Below are 15,966 nucleotides of genomic sequence, written 5' to 3' on the forward strand. Positions count from 1 at the left end.
CGATATCCTTACTCGGTAACGCCCTGGCTGACGCATTCACCGCGTCGCCATAGGCTCCATTGGCCCGGTTCGTAGCGGGTCCAGTTTTCGTTGTCGGTCAGGGGCTCGGTGGCGATCACCGTTACCACGTCATTGGGGGTGGTTTCGGCCTGAAAATCGACGATCACGTCGACATCTTTCAAGCGCGCCGGGCCAAAGGGTGCGCGCCGGGTAATCTGCGCCAGTTTGGTCGAGCAGTAGCAGAACAACCAGTCGCCATCGCTGAGCAAGCAGTTGAACACGCCCTTGCTGCGGTATTCGGCGCAGGCGGCGATCAGGTCCGGCAGCACTTGCTCGATGTCTACCGGCTCGGGGAAGGCTTCGCGCACGCGGTTGAGCAGGTCGCAGAAGGCCGCTTCGCTGTCGGTATCGCCCACCGGGCGGTAGAAGGTGGCGCGGGGGTTGAAGTCCGCCAGTTGGCCGTTGTGAGCAAAACACCAGTTGCGGCCCCACAGCTCGCGCACGAACGGGTGGGTATTGGCCAGGCTCACCTTGCCCACGTTGGCCTGGCGGATATGGCCAATAACCACTTCGCTCTTGATCGGATAGCGCTGCACCAGCAACGCGACTTCCGACTCACTGCTGGCGGCCGGGTCCTGGAACAGCCGCAGGCCACGCCCTTCGTAGAAGGCGATGCCCCAGCCGTCGCGGTGCGGGCCGGTACGCCCACCGCGCTGCATCAGCCCGGTAAAGCTGAACACGATATCGGTGGGGACGTTGGCACTCATGCCCAATAATTCACACATGCCAGGGCTCTCGCTGCAGGGCGGACAACGTTAAAGGCGCGGTTCGACCCGCATGCCACTCACCGGCGCCGGGCGACGGAACGGTTCGTCGTCTTCCGGCTCGGCGGCCAGGGCAGCATCCGTGGCGGCCTTGCGCTCACGCCGGGCGTTGGCCGCACGCTCGATTGGCCAGCGGATCAACACAAACACGATGTATAGGGCGAACACGATCATGGTGTACATGAACAGATCGGAAATCGCCCGCCAGGCGTTGTTGCCGACCTTGAGCACCAGGTCCAGGGCGGTAATCGCCACGGCCGGCGCGAACTGGGTCTTGACCGGGTCGACGATGGTCGGGCTCAGCAACAACACCGCCATCAGCAATTGCAACGGCTCGCGCAGCCAGCGCCACATCCAGCGGGTCATGCGCCACCACACCAACAGGCAGCCCAAAGCGGCGAAGGCGTAGAGGCCCCAAGCGGTCAGATAGTCGTTCTCGGTCATGGTGTCCATGGCAAGGTTGGCAAACAGGCGGCTATGATAACGGCTTTTGCGTGTCGCGGCTGCAATGCCTGCCACCTTCCGCCAGACAGAGAGTGATCCATGACGTCATCGACCGCCCCGATTGCCCGCAAGGCCCCAGGCCCAGACCCGTACGCCTGGCTGCAAGCGCGGGACACCCCAGAAGTGCTCGACTACCTCAAGGCCGAAAACGCCTGGCAGGAGGCCCAGTTGGCCGACCAGCAGGCGCTGCGCGAGACCCTGTTCGAAGAGATCAAGGGCCGTATCCTTGAAACCGACCTGTCCCTGCCCTCCCCTTGGGGCCCGTACCTGTACTACACCCGCACCACCGCCGGTGACGAATATGCGCGCCATTACCGCTGCCGCCGCCCGGCTGACGACAGCAACCAGGTAGATGACAGCAGCGAAGAACTGCTGCTGGACCCGAACGCATTGGCCAACGGCGGCTTTTTCTCCCTCGGCGCGTTCAGCATCAGCCCCGACCACCAGCGCCTGGCCTACAGCCTCGACACCAGCGGCGAAGAGATCTACACCCTGTTCGTGAAGGAATTGGCCACAGGTAAAGTCAGCGAACTGTCGTTCGAGAATTGCGACGGCAGCATGACCTGGGCTAATGACAGCCTGACCCTGTTCTTCGGCGAACTGGACGACACCCACCGCCCGCACAAGCTGTATCGCTATCGCCTGGATGGTACGGCGGCGCAGGAAGTATTCCACGAGCCCGACGGACGTTTCTTCCTGCACTGCTACCGTTCCAGCTCCGAGCGCCAACTGCTGCTGGCCCTGGGCAGCAAGACAACCAGCGAAATCTGGGCGCTGGACGCCAACCAGCCGCACCTGGGCTTTACCTGCCTGGCGCCACGTGTCGAAGACCATGAATACGATGTCGACCATGGCAAGCGCAATGGCGAATGGACCTGGTTTATTCGCAGCAACCGCGATGGGATCAACTACGCGCTGTTCATCGCTGCCGATAACGGCACGCCGCCTACCGAGGCCGACTGGCAGAACCTGATCCCTCACAGCGATGAAGTTATGCTCGACGGTGTGAGCCTGAACGCCAGCGCCATGACCTTGAGCCTGCGCATCGGTGGCCTGCCGGTCATCGAGGTGCACCCCGAAGATGTACCGGCCTATCGCGTGGAGTTACCCGATGCGGCCTACAGCCTCTACGTACAAAACAGCCTGGAATTTCACAGCGACAAGATCCGCCTGCGCTATGAGGCCTTGAACCGTCCGGCCCAGGTACGTCAGCTCGAACTGGCGACAGGCGCCCAAGTGGTGCTCAAGGAAACCCCGGTACTTGGCGTGTTTAATGCTGACGACTACGTCAGCCAACGCCTATGGGCCACCTCCGCTGACGGCACCCAGGTGCCCATCAGCCTGGTGGTCAAGCGTGACCGGCTCGGCCAGCCGACGCCGCTGTACCTGTATGGCTACGGTGCCTATGGCCAAAGCCTCGATCCGTGGTTCTCCCACGCACGCCTGAGCTTGCTGGACCGTGGGGTAGCGTTTGCCATCGCCCATGTGCGTGGCGGCGGTGAGTTGGGCGAAGCCTGGTATCGCAATGGCAAGCAGCAGCACAAGCAGAACACCTTCAGCGACTTTATCGCCTGCGCCGAACACTTGATTGCCGAGGGCGTGACCACCTCCAGGCAACTGGCGATCAGCGGCGGCAGTGCCGGTGGCCTGTTGATCGGCGCCGTACTCAACCAGCGTCCGGAACTGTTCCAGGCAGCGATTGCCGAAGTGCCGTTCGTCGATGTGCTCAACACCATGCTCGACCCGGAACTGCCGCTGACCATCACCGAGTACGACGAATGGGGCAACCCCGAGGACCCCGAGGTGTATGCGCGCATCAAGGCCTACGCGCCCTACGAAAACGTCAGCGCCCAGGCTTACCCGGCCACTCTGGTGATCGCCGGCTACAACGACAGCCGCGTGCAGTACTGGGAAGCGGCCAAATGGGTGGCCAAGCTGCGCGACACCGCCACCTCCGACAACCTGCTGCTGCTCAAGACCGAGCTGGGCGCCGGCCATGGCGGCATGAGCGGTCGCTATCAGGGATTACGTGACGTAGCGCTCGAATATGCGTTTGTGTTCAAGGCGCTCGGGCTGATTTAGGAACTTACCGGGGCGGCCCTGTCTGAACAGGGGACCGCCCTACATATTGACGGACCAATACTGCTGCCATGCCACAAGCCACGTTACTCAACGACGAAATCCGCGACATGCTGATGGACTGCGGGCTGTTTGACCCGTTGCTGCCCGAAGATTTTCATATCGCCGCGGGCTACTTCAATATCAGCAGCATTCCCCAGGGCGAGGTGATTTTCCTCGAGGGCGATGCCGGCACGTTCATGTGCATCCTCCACACTGGCCAGGTGGCCGTGCAGAAAACCAATCACACCGGCCAGCGCCTGACCATCGCCACCCTGCGCAGTGGCCGGGCGTTTGGCGAAATGGCGGTGCTCGACGGCGAGCGCCGCTCGGCCAGTTGCGTCGCGGCCAGTGATTGCGTGCTGTTGAACCTGGGCAAGGACGCCCTGGAAAAAATGCTCAATGAAGCGCCAAGGGTGGCGGCCAAGATTATCCGCGCCATTGCCGTGGCCCTGTCCAAGCGCCTGCGCATGGCCGATGGGCAACTGTTATCTCAACAGTTTTAACCGCCGGGGGTCTTGGGCTTGCTATCGTTCTGCTGCAGGCCGGGGACGGTCTGGTCCTTGGGCGGCGCGGGCAATACGATGGGCACCAGGGGCGGCGAGCCGTTGGTCTTGGGCACGGCTGGTGGCGTGACTTGCGGGTACAAGGTCGGCGTTGGCGTGCCCGGCGCGCCTGGGGTTGGAGCGGGCGCGACCGGAACGGTTTGCAACTCCTGAGCCTGCGCCACAGCAGATATGAGCGCGCTCAATACAATGGCCGTTAGAATGCTGCACTTCATCGATGGCTCCATGGCCTGACCGGAATATCGTAAGGCTACTCCCAACTGCGCAAGAATGCCCTTCCCAATGAGATTTCCATGAAACGTTTCGTTCTGCTGGACACCACTCCGATTCCCGACAATGGCGGTGCCTTGTGCCTGTTCGAATACGGCGAGGACTTTGTCATCAAGATCCAGGGCGGTGACGGCGGCCAGCTGATGAACACGCGCATGCACGGCTCCGAAGACGCCCTGGCCGAGATCCCCTGCCGCAAGGTGGCCGGCCGCCCGGGCTCACGGGTGCTGATCGGCGGCTTGGGCATGGGTTTTACCTTGGCCGCAGCGCTCAAGCATTTGGGCAAGAGCGCCGAAGTGGTGGTCGCGGAGTTGGTGCCCGGCGTTGTGGAGTGGAACCGTGGGGCGCTGGGGGAAAAGTCCGGGCGCCCGCTGCTGGACCCACGCACGGTGATCCGCCTGGAAGACGTGGCCAAGGTGCTGCAGGCCGAGCCCCAGGGCTTCGACGCAATCATGCTCGACGTCGACAACGGCCCCGAGGGTCTGACGCAAAAGGCCAATAGCTGGTTGTATTCCGCCGGTGGCCTGGCCGCGTGCGCCAAGGCCCTGCGCCCCAAGGGCGTACTGGCCGTGTGGTCGGCGAGCGCCGATAAGCTGTTCAGCGACAAACTGCGCAAGGCCGGCTTCAAGGCTGAGGAAGTCCAGGTGTTTGCCCATGGCAACAAGGGTACGCGGCATACCATCTGGATTGCGGAAAAGCTGAAGGGCTGAGCTCCCTCCCACATTTGGTACTGCTTCAGTCTCTGGATTTGCGGTACTCGATCACATATGGCAGTTTTTTATCGAAAGTCTTTTCCAGCTCCCTGTGATCCAGCTGGGTCATACCACCCAATTGCCGGGCCGTGAAACCGCTGTCGCCCACCTTCGATCCCGGCGCCAGGCTGACTATGCGTTGGGCCACAGCTTCAATGGCGTCCTTGTACCCGCCTTTCTTATTCAGGTTGTAGCTGCCCAGGTCAATTTGCGTGCGCAGCCAGTTACCCCAGTAGAACTCGAGGAATTCCGGCGCAATCGCACCGTCGGTTGGCTTGCCATAGGCGGCCTTGCGGGTGAAATACACCAAGCTGCGGAACGTGTCGTCCTGCAGGTTCTTGAAGCCCAGGTGCGCTGGCAATTGCGCAGGTGGCAGCGTCTGGCCCCGGTTGTCCTTGAGCCAGACCTTGCGCGCAGCCTCCATGCGTTGCCAGAAGGTGGCAAGGTTTGGGCTGCTGCTGAAATCGTCGGTGACCTTGACCCACATTTTCAAACGCGGGCCGGCGCCAGGGGTCTCCCATAGGGTGGTGAAACTGTGATGACCATCGGTCAGGTACAGCTGGCCGCCGGGGCCGACCACCACGGTTTTCATCTCATCGGGATAAGTGCCCACCGCACGCTTGCAGGTGAAGCTGGCGGGCCGCAGCAGTTCGGCGGTCTTAGGCACCTGGTCGGCCTCGCCCTGGCCGTTGGTTTCGCAGTATTCGTCGAAAGCCTTGGCGGGCTTGTCGGCGAACAGCCCCAGGCTGTAGTAGATCTGGTCGAAGCCCACCACGGCCTGGGTCGGGTGCAGTTGTTCCAGGGCGACCTCGATCACCTGCCCCGGTTGTGGCGTCGAAAACGCCTGGGCTTGGGCGGTAAGGGCACAGAGCACGAGCCCGATAGTCCATGAATGCAGACGCATGAATTTCCATTCCTTATCAGTCAGTGAAGCAATCCTAGCGGTCATTTACCGCGCAAGCGGCTAGAATCCACCTTATCCGTGAACCATCAAATAGCCAGGAGCCATGATGAGCTCGACCAACCCGCCCTCCCACACCGCCAAGCTGGACCGCATCCTCGCCGATGCCCAGCGCGACCGCGAAATGGGCTATCGCGACAAAGCCTTGAAGATGTACCCCCACGTCTGCGGCCGTTGCGCCCGTGAATTCGCCGGCAAGCGCCTGAGTGAGCTGACCGTACACCACCGTAACCACAACCATGATGACAATCCCCAGGACGGCTCCAACTGGGAGTTGCTGTGCCTGTATTGCCACGACAACGAACATTCGCGCTACACCGACCAGCAGTACTTCGGCGAAGGCTCCACCAGCAGCCCGAGCATTGCCAAGGCGACGCATAATCCGTTTGCGGCGTTGGCGGGGTTGATGAAGAAAGACGACTGAAGATCGTCCTTGTCTGTACTGGCCTCATCGCAGGCAAGCCAGCTCCCACATTTGGAATGCATTCCCCTGTGGGAGCCGGGCTTGCCCGCGGTGACGATCGCCCAAGCACTGCATACCCCCAGGCCGTATAATCGCCGTTTTTCTCCAAGGCACCCTTCCCCGTGGGCAATAAACGCTACAGCTGCATCGGTCTGTATAACCCCAAATCCCCCGAAAACGTCGGCTCGGTAATGCGTGCCGCCGGCTGCTATGGCGTGGCCTCGGTGTTCTACACGGGCGTACGTTACGAGCGCGCCCGGGATTTCATCACCGACACCAAAAAGGTCCACCACGACATACCGCTGATCGGCATCGACGACCTGAAAAAGATCCTGCCCCTGGGCTGCATCCCGGTCGCCGTGGAACTGGTGGAGGGCGCCCGCCCGCTGCCTGAATACACCCACCCCGACCGCGCGCTGTATATCTTCGGCCCCGAAGACGGCTCCCTGGACAAGGAAATCCGCGACTGGTGCGAAGACGTGATCTATATCCCCACCACCGGCTGCATGAACCTGGCGGCCACTGTCAATGTGGTGCTCTACGACCGCATGGCCAAAGGCAACAACACCCGTTCGGGGCCCAAGTACTGACTTTCCGGGAACATCCGGCACCTGCGCGCAGTCAGCTAATTACACTTGCCCTTGTTGGAGACAGATCATGAGCGACAGCAAAATCTTACAACCTATCATCGAAGCCACGCCGTTGAAGGCTCAGCCGACCCAGAACGTGCATGGCTGGGAACGCATCGGCTCGGTGGCGGGCGGCGTGATGATGGTCGGCAAAGGCCTGCGCCGGGGTGGGATTTTCGGGTTGATCCAGGTGGCGATTGGTGGCGTGGCCCTGGCCCGTGGCTTTACCGGGCACAGTTCGCTCAAGGACAAGCTGGAGCAGGGCCGTCAGGAAATGAACAGCGTACGTACCAAGATCGAGCGCGCCGGGGAAGAGTTGAAGAACTTGAAGACCAAGGCCGAAGTGGCGGCTGAAAAGGCTGTAAAACCCCAAACCTGATCCAGGCTTTAAGACCGCACAGATCAAATGTGGGAGGGGGCTTGCCCCCTCCCACATTTTGAACTGCACATGGCTTGGGATCAGCGCAGTAGTTTGCTGTCCAGAACAACTGAAGACTCGCCGATCACACTTTCAGCCAGTTGCACAAATTCCTTGGTATCAATGCTGTTAACCCGCATCACTGCCTGCGCCAGGTCATCCAGGGATCGTTTATTGTGGGTCTTCACACGGATCTCCCGGTCCAGATCCTGCAACACCAGCACCGCCCGCGCTACACCGGCGCTGCCGATTTGCTCGCCCCTCAGGGTAGTGACCGCTTTGCTCTCCTTGGCAAGCCGCGCCTGGATCGCCGCATAACGCTCATCGGTGATGCCTCCGGCGCGCCGCATCAGCTCAACCGCGTAATATTCCCCCAAGCCCTCACTGATCCAGTCACTGCTGTCATGGTCGTTAAAGCGCCCGATAGCCTGCACCACTTCGCGCAGCAACGGGCTGCTGCCGTTTTCGCTGACCAATGGCGTACGGCTGTTGAGGTAGATCGAATCGCGCAATGAATAGGCGCCACGGCGCATCGGGTCACTGGCGCCGACGATCAACAATTTGCCGGGATGGCGCGGGAATGCGGCCTCCACCTGGGGCCAGACAAACGTCAGTAGTGTGAGCACGTCCATGCGGCGCATGCCCTGCCCTCTGGGCGAGGCCACCGTGATTTCGGTTTCGCCCAGGCGCAGGCGGCGGCTGCCGAGGTTACCGGCGAGCATCCAGCCGGTGGGCCGGTCGAACAGGCGGGACACGTTATCAATGCGGAATTTATGCTTGCCAATGCGCGGCCAGGCGGTTTCGATACTCTTCCAGCCCGTGGGCAACTCGAACGCCAGGCGCGAGACCAACTCAATGCCATCTTGCTGATCGAGACGCGCAGCCGGCACCAGGTCTTCACCGCGCAGTAACGCCCAACTCGGCGTGACCCGTGTGTCATAAACGCCCGGCTTGCGCGTATGGCTCAGGCGTACTTTGTAGGTCAGGCTGGCCTTGTCGGCGCTGGGTTGCCACAGGCCACGGCTGCCCGTGACCTGCCATTGGCCGTCGGCCTTAAAGTCGCTGTAGTCACCCTCGCGGCCCAGGTCGAAGTCCAGGCTACGCACCGCCGAGCCTTGGGACAGGCTGACGCGCACCTGCGCCTGATCGCTCTGGGGCAGCAGCTTGACGTGATAGTCCAGGTCGACTTTCTTCGCGCACCAGCCCGGCCCGCTCAGCGCCAGTAATACCAGGCCCGCGGCTAACTTGGCTGCCGCCTTCATACACACTCCTTAGTTCAACCTGCGCGGAAGATCAGGTAATCCTCCCAGTCGTCCTCGGGCACGCTGCCTTCGCTGAGCATGCGCCCGGACTGGGAAATGCGTTCGTGGTGCACCGCGTCACGGTCGCCACACACCAAGTGGTGCCAAAGCGGCAAGTCCTTGCGCTCGCTGACCAGCCGGTAGCCGCAGGTCGGCGGCAACCATTTGAATTGGTCGGCCTGGCCCGGGGTGAGCTGGATGCAGTCCGGCACCGTGGCCCGGCGGTTGGGATAATCCGTGCACTGACAGGTTTTCAGGTCGAGCAGTTTGCAGGCGATACGCGTGTAGTAAACGCTGTTGTCGTCTTCATCCTCAAGCTTTTGCAGGCAGCACAGGCCACAGCCATCGCACAACGACTCCCACTCCTCCTGGTCGAGCTGTTCAAGGGTTTTGCGTATCCAGAAAGGTTCGACTTTGGCGGCCATGGCTCTACATCAGTATCGGAAGCTGAAAAGGCCGCCAGTCTAGTGCCCAAGCCCGCTGGGGCCAAGCGCTTACGACTGACGGTGTAGCAACACTTGTCAGACTACTGAGCCCGCAGTAGTTTTGAGCACCGAATTGACGATCAGGAACAGCCCATGACACGCGTTGCCGATTACCCGATCCACACCCAATTCACAGAACGCTGGTCGCCCCGCGCCTTTACCGGCGAAAGCATCTCGAAAGAGACCCTGCTGAGTTTCTTCGAAGCCGCACGCTGGGCACCCTCGGCCTACAATTCGCAGCCGTGGCGGTTTCTCTATGCACGTCGGGACACCCCGGACTGGGAGCGTTTCCTGGGCCTGCTGAATGAATTCAACCGCAACTGGGCTCAGCATGCCTCGGCCCTGGTGATCATTGCCTCGAAAACCGACTTCATGGTTCCAGGCGCCACCGAAGAAACCCCGGCGCTATGGCACACCTTCGACACTGGCTCGGCCTGGGGCCATCTGGCGCTGCAAGCCAGCCTAAGCGGCTGGCATACCCATGGCATGGCCGGTTTCGATCAGGAGCTGACCCGCAAGGAGCTGAAGATTCCACAAGGGTACGCGTTGCATGCGGCCGTGGCCGTGGGCAAGCTGGGTGACAAGTCGAGCTTGCCGGAGTATCTGCAGGGCCGTGAAGCGCCGAGCCCGCGCAAGCCGTTGAGCGAGTTGGTGTCCGAGGGCGACTTCAGTCTGTAAGCCATACGCAAATCTAATGTGGGAGGGGGCTTGCTCCCGATAGCGGTGGGTCAGTTAGAAATGTGCTGACAGACATACTGCTATCGGGAGCAAGCCCCCTCCCACATTTTAGATTGATGCATGGCCAAGGATCAGTAGCCCCGGTCGAAGTCCACTTCCCCACGCAACGCTTGCTTGGCCTGGTAGGCGCGCACGTTTTGCACAAACAACGCCACCATCATCGACGGCGATGTCGGCGCCGAGCTGTGCCCGGTCAACAGCAAACCCCACGCAGTCCAAAACGGGTGGCGCTGCGGCAGCGGCTCCTGACGGCACACGTCGATCACCGCGCCGGCCAGGTGCCCTTCTTTCAGGGCTTCAACCAGATCGGCATCCACCACCGCCACGCCGCGCCCGACGTTGATAAACAGCGCAGTGGACTTGAATTGCTTGAACAGTGCGCAGTCGTACAGGTCATGGGTTTCGGGCGTATTGGGCAGCAGGTTGATCACGTAATCGACCTCTCCCACCAAGCGGCCCAACTGGTCGAGCCCGGCCACCTCGATAAACGGTGCCTGTTCCCGCGCCGTACTGGCGATGCCGTACAGCGTGACACCAAACGGCACGAGAAAATCGGCGACGCTCTGGCCAATATCGCCGGTGCCGACAATCAGCACCTTGCGCCCCGCCAGGCTCTGGCCCATGCGGTTGTCCCACTTGCGCTCGACCTGGCTGACCAGGCGCGCCAGCACTTCGCGCTCGTGGCCCAGCATGTAGGTGAGGACGAACTCGGCCATGACCTGGCCATAAATCCCCACCGCACGGGTCAGGCGATAGTCGCGGGGCAAGCCATCGGCCAGCAGCGGCGTAATACCGGCCCAGGTCGATTGCAGCCACTGCGGGTGATGGCCCTGGCGCAACAGGGTCGCCAGCAGATCGGGCTGGCCCAGCCATACCGGGCAATCGGCGGCCAGCCGCGAGAGTTCGGCAGAATCGCCGCTGGTCAGCACTTCAAGGTCTGGGGCCGCTTCCTTGAGCAATTGGGCGTAGAGCGGGTGATCCTGTTCAGCAATCAGAACACGCATGGTTCAAACCTTTCAAAAACAGTGCAGACGGCCGCCCGCATCCTTACGGCCACCGTCCTCTAATACGATTCCATTAAAGCCTGTGCCCTGATGCGGGCACTGATCGATCACATCGGGTCGTTGCGGCGCAGCAGCTCTTCGGGCAAGTGCTCGATGTACTCATCCTCGGCCGGCGGCATTTGCAGGTGGTAACCCTGCTTGTCGAGGTTTTCCAGCACCACCGTGATGTCTTCGCGGGACAGCTTGCGCTCCGGCGTCAGCACCATGTCGAAGGCGTGGTGCGCCTTGCCGAAAGCGTCCATCAAGGGTTCAGGCACGCGCTCCAGGGCGTCGCTTTTGAGCACATAGAGGTACATGCCGTCTTTTTTCTTGCTGCGATAGATGGAGCAAATACGTTTCAAGGCTGTTCTCCGGCAGTGGCCAGGCTGTCGAGCAGCGCTTGGCCCATCAACTCGCGACGCCAGCCACGCAGCGAGTCTGGCAATTGATAAGGCCCATCGGGGTAGCCGCTTTTAACCAGGGCTTCGAGGGTTTTCTTGCGCAGCATCAGTTCCGGCGCCATGTCCAGGCGTTCGGCGAACGTCTGGCCCAGGGCGCGCAGTTGCTTGATCAGCGTGGCTGCGTCCACCGGCAAAGGCTCGGCGACGGCGGGGGGCCATTGGTCCATCGGCACGCTGCCGGCTCGCTTGATCAGGTCCAGCAGGAACTGGCCGTCCTGGCGCACGGTGCGCGGGTGCATGTCTTCGATCTTGCCCAGCGCCGCCAGGTTATCCGGCTGGGATTTGGCCAGCGGCCACAACGAGTGTTCGCGAATGATGCGGTTGCGCGGCAGGTCGCGGGCACGGGCCTGCTGCTCGCGCCAGGCGCATAGCTCACGCAGCACGGCGAGTTGGGCCCGGGAAAGTTTCCATGCCAGCTTGGCATCGCGGTAGACCTCGTACGGGTCGATCTCACGACGCAGGTTGGCCACCAGTTCGGCACCGTCTTCCAGTACCCAGGCGTACTTGTCATCCGATAGTTGCGGGCGCAGGCGGATATACACCTCGGCCAGGTGCACCGCGTCTTCGGCGGCGTAGCTGACCTGCGTCTCGGACAATGGGCGCTGCAGCCAGTCGGAGCGGGTTTCGCCCTTGGGCAGCTCGATGTCCAGCACGGCCTGTACCAGGCGTGAGTAGCCCATGGAGAAACCAAGATTGAGATAAGCCGCTGCCAACTGGGTGTCGAACAACGGCACCGGCAGACTGCCGGTCAGGCGCAGCAGTACTTCCAGGTCTTCGCTGCAGGCGTGCACCACCTTGATCACGCCTGAGTTTTCCAGCAAGGCGGCCAAGGGTTGCCAATTATCGATGGTCAGTGGATCGATCAGGTAAGCGCGGATGCCATCACCGATCTGGATCAGCCCGGCAATAGGATAAAAGGTGTCGACCCGCATGAATTCGGTGTCGAGGGCGACGAATGGCAACTGCTGCCATTCGGCGCAATGCTGGCCGAGGCTATCGTTGTCGCAGATCCAGTGAATATCGATGGCCACACGGCTCTCCCTTGAAGAATGGCGCGCAGTATATATCGCGAAAGGGACTTGCGAGCATCCGTAGTGCACACAGCATCATGAAAACTCCGACAATAGGCGAAGAATAGTCCGACAAATGGAAGTTATCATCTCTTACGCAGAACGTAGACGCACCACAGTCTGGAGCCCGGCAGGAACTCCTGATAATTCAGAATCTTGAAGCCTGCTTGACGAAATTCGTCCTGCACCGGTGTTCCTGCGCCTACAGCGACAATGACCGTGTCGCGGCTGACGCGATGAAACTCGCGTAACAACATTAATCGCACATCGCTGCCGGGCACATGACGAAACAATTCCAGGCAGAAAATGCAGTCCACCGCATTCGCCGATAGGCCAATGGAAAACGCCGAGCCCTGGAATGTCTTGACGCGCTTAAGTAGCGCCCCAGGATGATGGGTACGAGCGTGATCGAGCGTGGCCTGGGAGTGGTCCGAGGCCAGGATCACCCGGTTGACGTGCTCAGCCAACACCGGCCAGAAACGCCCCGAACCACACGCCAGGTCAAGGATAAGCCCCGGCTCGCCGGCCACCTTCAATGCATGGCGTACCAGCCGCGTATTCCGCCACGCCGCCAGGCGCTGCAGCAGCCGAGGTGGGCGCGGGTCACCGCAGACCCTGGCGTGCTCACGGCCACAGCGCTCAGCGAATTCGATCTCAATGGGGGATGGGGGTTGTGGCGACATCGCGGGCTCATGTGGATAGAACGGTAGTGAACGACCTTGATCCACAGCTTAACTACCGCAACGTGAAAAAAAGGTCGAAAGCTTCACTACCGTGAATCGGTCACGCCTGGTGCAGGTACCAACGCCAATCCTGCTCCCCCACCTCGCCCATGAACTGGCGGTATTCTTCGCGTTTCACCGCCAGATAGACGCCGAGGAATTCACTGCCGAACGCATCCCGTGCCCAACTTGACCCCTCAAGGGCACGCAGGGTGGTCAGCCAATCGGTAGGCAACAACTCCTTGGCCTGGGCGTAGCCGTTGCCTTCCACCGGGGCACCGGGGTCGCGCTGTTCGCGGATGCCGCGGTGGATGCCGGCAAGAATCGCAGCGGCCGCCAGGTAAGGATTGGCATCCGCCCCGCAAATGCGATGCTCGATATGCCGGGAATGGGCCGGGCCGCCGGGCACGCGCAGGCTGACGGTGCGGTTGTCCACGCCCCAGGTGGCGGCCAGGGGCGCGTAGCTGTTGGTCTGGAAGCGCCGATAAGAGTTGGCGTTAGGGCAGAACATCAGCAACGAATCGAGCAAGGTGTCGAGCATGCCGCCCACCGCCTGGCGCAACAGCGGCGTGCCATCAGCCGCCTCGCTGGCGAACAGGTTACGGCCCTGGGCATCGGCCAGGCTGACATGCATATGCATGCCGGTGCCGGCCAGGTCATCGAATGGCTTGGCCATGAAACACGCCGTCATCCCATGCTTGTGGGCCACGCCCTTGACCAGGCGTTTGTAACGCACCGCCTCGTCCATCGCCTGCAACGCGTCAGTGCGATGCTCGAGGGTGATTTCAACCTGGCCCGGAGCGTATTCGGAGATCGCCGTGCGCGCCGGGATACCTTGCAGTTTGCAGGCGCTATAGAGGTCGGCGAGAAACGGCTCGATCTGCTCCAGTTCGCGCAGGCCGTAGACCTGGGTCGAACGTGGACGCTTGCCGTCCGCGTCCCGCGCCGGTTGCGGGCGACCTTTGCTGTCGGGCTTCTGGTCGAGCAGGTAGAACTCCAGTTCCGCGGCCATCACTGGGTAATAACCGTCGGCCTTGAGCGCATCGATGACCTTGGCCAGCAAGTGCCGGGGGTCGGCGACGGTGGCGGGTAAGCCTTCGGTGGGGTGCATGCTGACTTGCACCGCAGCGGTTGGGATCAAGCGCCAGGGCATGCGCTGCAGACTGCCGCTGATCGGGTAGGCGCGACAGTCGATATCGCCCACGTCCCATACCAGCCCGGAGTCATCTACGTCGTCGCCATTGATGGTCAAGCCGAGGATGGTGCTGGGTAGTGGCCGGCCGGTTTCGTACACCGCCAGCAGCTCGTCGCGGTGCAGCAGCTTGCCGCGTGGTACGCCGTTGTTGTCGAGGATAAACAGCTCGAACAGCTCGATGTCCGGGTTCTGTTCAAGGAACGCCTGGGCTTCGTGCAGGCTGGCAAAAACACTCATGGGGGCTTCTCATACGTTTGGGTCAGGCAGATGCGCACAGGAGCGCGTCATCCATGGGATAGATCAACGTAGGAAAACGGTATCGGGTGGGCGTGCGTGTCGGCAGTGAAACAAGGCCCAGAAGGCCAGTTCGGAGGGTAGCGCCTCAATATCGGCCCGGCCGGGCACGGGCAATGTCACGGGATGAGGGGAAGAACCGTCCATGCGCAAATCACATTGAGGTAGATGCCCGGCACCTTAGCACGCGTTGATCGCGAGTTAGATCCAGGTTCTATAACGTTTTGTTGCAATGCGGCCAAACATTCGCCGCCCCTTGCTACCTTGGCGTTCTACTGGAAATAATGGCCGCCCCCCGCATGGCCTCCAAGGATTCGACTCCCATGAAAGTGCCTCTAGCCCTCAGTGTACTGGCGACCCTGGCAAGCACCGCCCAGGCCGACACCGCCGCCTCGCGCCTGGATGAAGTACTTCAGCGCGGCACCCTCACCGTCTGCACCACCGGCGACTACAAGCCCTACACCTCGTTGCGCAGCGACGGCAGCTATGAAGGCATTGACATTGCCATGGCCGAATCCCTGGCCAAGAGCCTCAACGCCAAGGTCAACTGGGTGCCTACGACCTGGAAAACCCTGATGCCGGACTTCCTTGCCCAACGTTGCGACATCGCCGTGGGCGGTATTTCCGTGTCGCTGGAGCGCCAGAAAAAGGCCTTCTTCAGCCAGTCCCTCGGAGTCGACGGCAAGATCCCGCTGGTGCGCTGCGCCGACGTGCAGCGCTACCAGACAGTCGAACAGATCAATCAGCCCCAGGTGCGAGTGATCGAGCCGGCAGGCGGCACTAACGAAGTGTTTGCCCGCGCCCACCTGGCCAAAACGCAGATTCGCCTGCATGACAATGTGACGATTTTTGACCAATTGCTGGCAGGCAACGCCGACGTGATGATCACCGACGCCAGCGAGGCGCGCTACCAGCAGAAGCTCAAGCCTGGTTTGTGTGCGGTCAACCCGGAGCAGCCAATGCAATACAGTGAAAAAGCCTTCCTGCTGCCTCGGGATGATGTGGCCTGGAAGAGTTATGTGGATCAGTGGCTACACCTGAGCGTGGCGACCGGTACGTATGAGGGCATCGTCAGTCAGTGGTTGGCTACGCCTTGATGACGATCCAACGGGTACACAGCGGTTAAAATGTGGGAGGGGGCTTGCTCCCGAT

The 15,966-nt window shown here is 61.5% G+C and carries 19 protein-coding genes; 8 read left to right on the forward strand and 11 right to left on the reverse strand.

The window, feature by feature from the left end:
* Window positions 1–8 precede the first annotated feature (8 nt).
* Together QZR30_RS00230 and QZR30_RS00235 are read right to left on the reverse strand one after the other, a co-directional pair.
* Window positions 9–785: a class II glutamine amidotransferase gene (locus QZR30_RS00230; protein WP_003189615.1), complete on the reverse strand. Its 777-nt coding sequence runs from the start codon at window positions 783–785 to the stop codon at window positions 9–11.
* 30 nt (window positions 786–815) lie between these two features.
* Window positions 816–1,343, reverse strand: coding sequence for a hypothetical protein (locus QZR30_RS00235; RefSeq protein ID WP_046071472.1), 528 nt, complete (start codon window positions 1,341–1,343; stop codon window positions 816–818).
* Between the two features lie 24 nt (window positions 1,344–1,367).
* Between QZR30_RS00235 and QZR30_RS00240 the strand changes: the two genes are divergently transcribed.
* Both QZR30_RS00240 and QZR30_RS00245 read left to right on the forward strand, forming a co-directional pair.
* Entirely contained in the window at window positions 1,368–3,410 is a 2,043-nt protein-coding gene (locus tag QZR30_RS00240; protein ID WP_046071471.1) for a S9 family peptidase, read from the forward strand.
* Between the two features lie 68 nt (window positions 3,411–3,478).
* Window positions 3,479–3,952, forward strand: coding sequence for a Crp/Fnr family transcriptional regulator (locus QZR30_RS00245; protein WP_046071470.1), 474 nt, complete (start codon window positions 3,479–3,481; stop codon window positions 3,950–3,952).
* Here QZR30_RS00245 and QZR30_RS00250 read toward each other — a convergent pair.
* Window positions 3,949–4,227: a hypothetical protein gene (locus tag QZR30_RS00250; protein ID WP_046071469.1), complete on the reverse strand. Its 279-nt coding sequence runs from the start codon at window positions 4,225–4,227 to the stop codon at window positions 3,949–3,951. The two genes, QZR30_RS00245 and QZR30_RS00250, sit on opposite strands and share 4 nt — an antisense overlap.
* Window positions 4,228–4,305: 78 nt before the next feature.
* Here QZR30_RS00250 and QZR30_RS00255 point away from each other — a divergent pair, with 78 nt between their 5' ends.
* Entirely contained in the window at window positions 4,306–4,992 is a 687-nt protein-coding gene (locus QZR30_RS00255; protein WP_046071468.1) for a spermidine synthase, read from the forward strand.
* 25 nt (window positions 4,993–5,017) lie between these two features.
* Here the strand turns inward: QZR30_RS00255 and QZR30_RS00260 are convergent, their stop codons facing one another.
* Entirely contained in the window at window positions 5,018–5,938 is a 921-nt protein-coding gene (locus QZR30_RS00260; protein WP_046071467.1) for a ParB/Srx family N-terminal domain-containing protein, read from the reverse strand.
* Between the two features lie 106 nt (window positions 5,939–6,044).
* Here QZR30_RS00260 and QZR30_RS00265 point away from each other — a divergent pair, with 106 nt between their 5' ends.
* The 3 genes from QZR30_RS00265 (at window position 6,045) to QZR30_RS00275 (ending at window position 7,466) form a co-directional block, all read left to right on the forward strand.
* Window positions 6,045–6,419, forward strand: a complete 375-nt coding sequence (locus tag QZR30_RS00265) for a YajD family HNH nuclease (protein WP_005786102.1) — start codon at window positions 6,045–6,047, stop codon at window positions 6,417–6,419.
* A 161-nt stretch (window positions 6,420–6,580) separates the two neighbouring features.
* On the forward strand, window positions 6,581–7,048 hold the full coding sequence (locus QZR30_RS00270; protein WP_311902822.1) for an RNA methyltransferase: 468 nt from the start codon (window positions 6,581–6,583) through the stop codon (window positions 7,046–7,048).
* Between the two features lie 67 nt (window positions 7,049–7,115).
* The gene (locus QZR30_RS00275; RefSeq protein WP_046071466.1) at window positions 7,116–7,466 is read left to right on the forward strand and encodes a YgaP family membrane protein; all 351 of its coding nucleotides are present in this window, start codon (window positions 7,116–7,118) and stop codon (window positions 7,464–7,466) included.
* Window positions 7,467–7,546: 80 nt separating this feature from the next.
* On the opposite strand, the gene QZR30_RS00280 is transcribed toward QZR30_RS00275, so the two are convergent.
* Window positions 7,547–8,767 carry a hypothetical protein gene (locus tag QZR30_RS00280; RefSeq protein WP_046071465.1) on the reverse strand — a complete coding sequence of 407 codons (1,221 nt, stop codon included), beginning with the start codon at window positions 8,765–8,767 and terminating at the stop codon, window positions 7,547–7,549.
* Between the two features lie 14 nt (window positions 8,768–8,781).
* Window positions 8,782–9,231 (reverse strand): YcgN family cysteine cluster protein, encoded by a 450-nt coding sequence (locus tag QZR30_RS00285; RefSeq protein ID WP_046071464.1) that lies wholly within the window; start codon window positions 9,229–9,231, stop codon window positions 8,782–8,784.
* A 153-nt stretch (window positions 9,232–9,384) separates the two neighbouring features.
* On the opposite strand from QZR30_RS00285, the gene QZR30_RS00290 reads away from it, so the two are divergent.
* Window positions 9,385–9,969, forward strand: a complete 585-nt coding sequence (locus tag QZR30_RS00290; protein WP_311902823.1) for a nitroreductase family protein — start codon at window positions 9,385–9,387, stop codon at window positions 9,967–9,969.
* A 131-nt stretch (window positions 9,970–10,100) separates the two neighbouring features.
* On the opposite strand, the gene QZR30_RS00295 is transcribed toward QZR30_RS00290, so the two are convergent.
* The 5 genes from QZR30_RS00295 to QZR30_RS00315 all read right to left on the reverse strand — a co-directional run bounded on the left by QZR30_RS00295 (window position 10,101) and on the right by QZR30_RS00315 (window position 14,757).
* Window positions 10,101–11,033, reverse strand: a complete 933-nt coding sequence (locus tag QZR30_RS00295) for a D-2-hydroxyacid dehydrogenase (protein ID WP_046071462.1) — start codon at window positions 11,031–11,033, stop codon at window positions 10,101–10,103.
* A 107-nt stretch (window positions 11,034–11,140) separates the two neighbouring features.
* Entirely contained in the window at window positions 11,141–11,434 is a 294-nt protein-coding gene (locus tag QZR30_RS00300; RefSeq protein ID WP_005786089.1) for a YcgL domain-containing protein, read from the reverse strand.
* On the reverse strand, window positions 11,431–12,564 hold the full coding sequence (gene rnd / locus QZR30_RS00305; protein ID WP_056847325.1) for a ribonuclease D: 1,134 nt from the start codon (window positions 12,562–12,564) through the stop codon (window positions 11,431–11,433). The genes QZR30_RS00300 and rnd overlap by 4 nt, the downstream gene beginning before the upstream one ends.
* A gap of 125 nt (window positions 12,565–12,689) precedes the next feature.
* The gene (locus tag QZR30_RS00310; protein WP_059397038.1) at window positions 12,690–13,286 is read right to left on the reverse strand and encodes a class I SAM-dependent methyltransferase; all 597 of its coding nucleotides are present in this window, start codon (window positions 13,284–13,286) and stop codon (window positions 12,690–12,692) included.
* 100 nt (window positions 13,287–13,386) lie between these two features.
* The gene (locus tag QZR30_RS00315) at window positions 13,387–14,757 is read right to left on the reverse strand and encodes a glutamine synthetase family protein (RefSeq protein WP_311902824.1); all 1,371 of its coding nucleotides are present in this window, start codon (window positions 14,755–14,757) and stop codon (window positions 13,387–13,389) included.
* 380 nt (window positions 14,758–15,137) lie between these two features.
* Here QZR30_RS00315 and QZR30_RS00320 point away from each other — a divergent pair, with 380 nt between their 5' ends.
* Window positions 15,138–15,911 (forward strand): transporter substrate-binding domain-containing protein, encoded by a 774-nt coding sequence (locus QZR30_RS00320; RefSeq protein WP_059397040.1) that lies wholly within the window; start codon window positions 15,138–15,140, stop codon window positions 15,909–15,911.
* Window positions 15,912–15,966: the final 55 nt, after the last annotated feature.

It is taken from the genome of Pseudomonas sp. rhizo25 (assembly GCF_031931935.1).
In the GTDB taxonomy this organism is placed as follows: domain Bacteria; phylum Pseudomonadota; class Gammaproteobacteria; order Pseudomonadales; family Pseudomonadaceae; genus Aquipseudomonas; species Aquipseudomonas synxantha.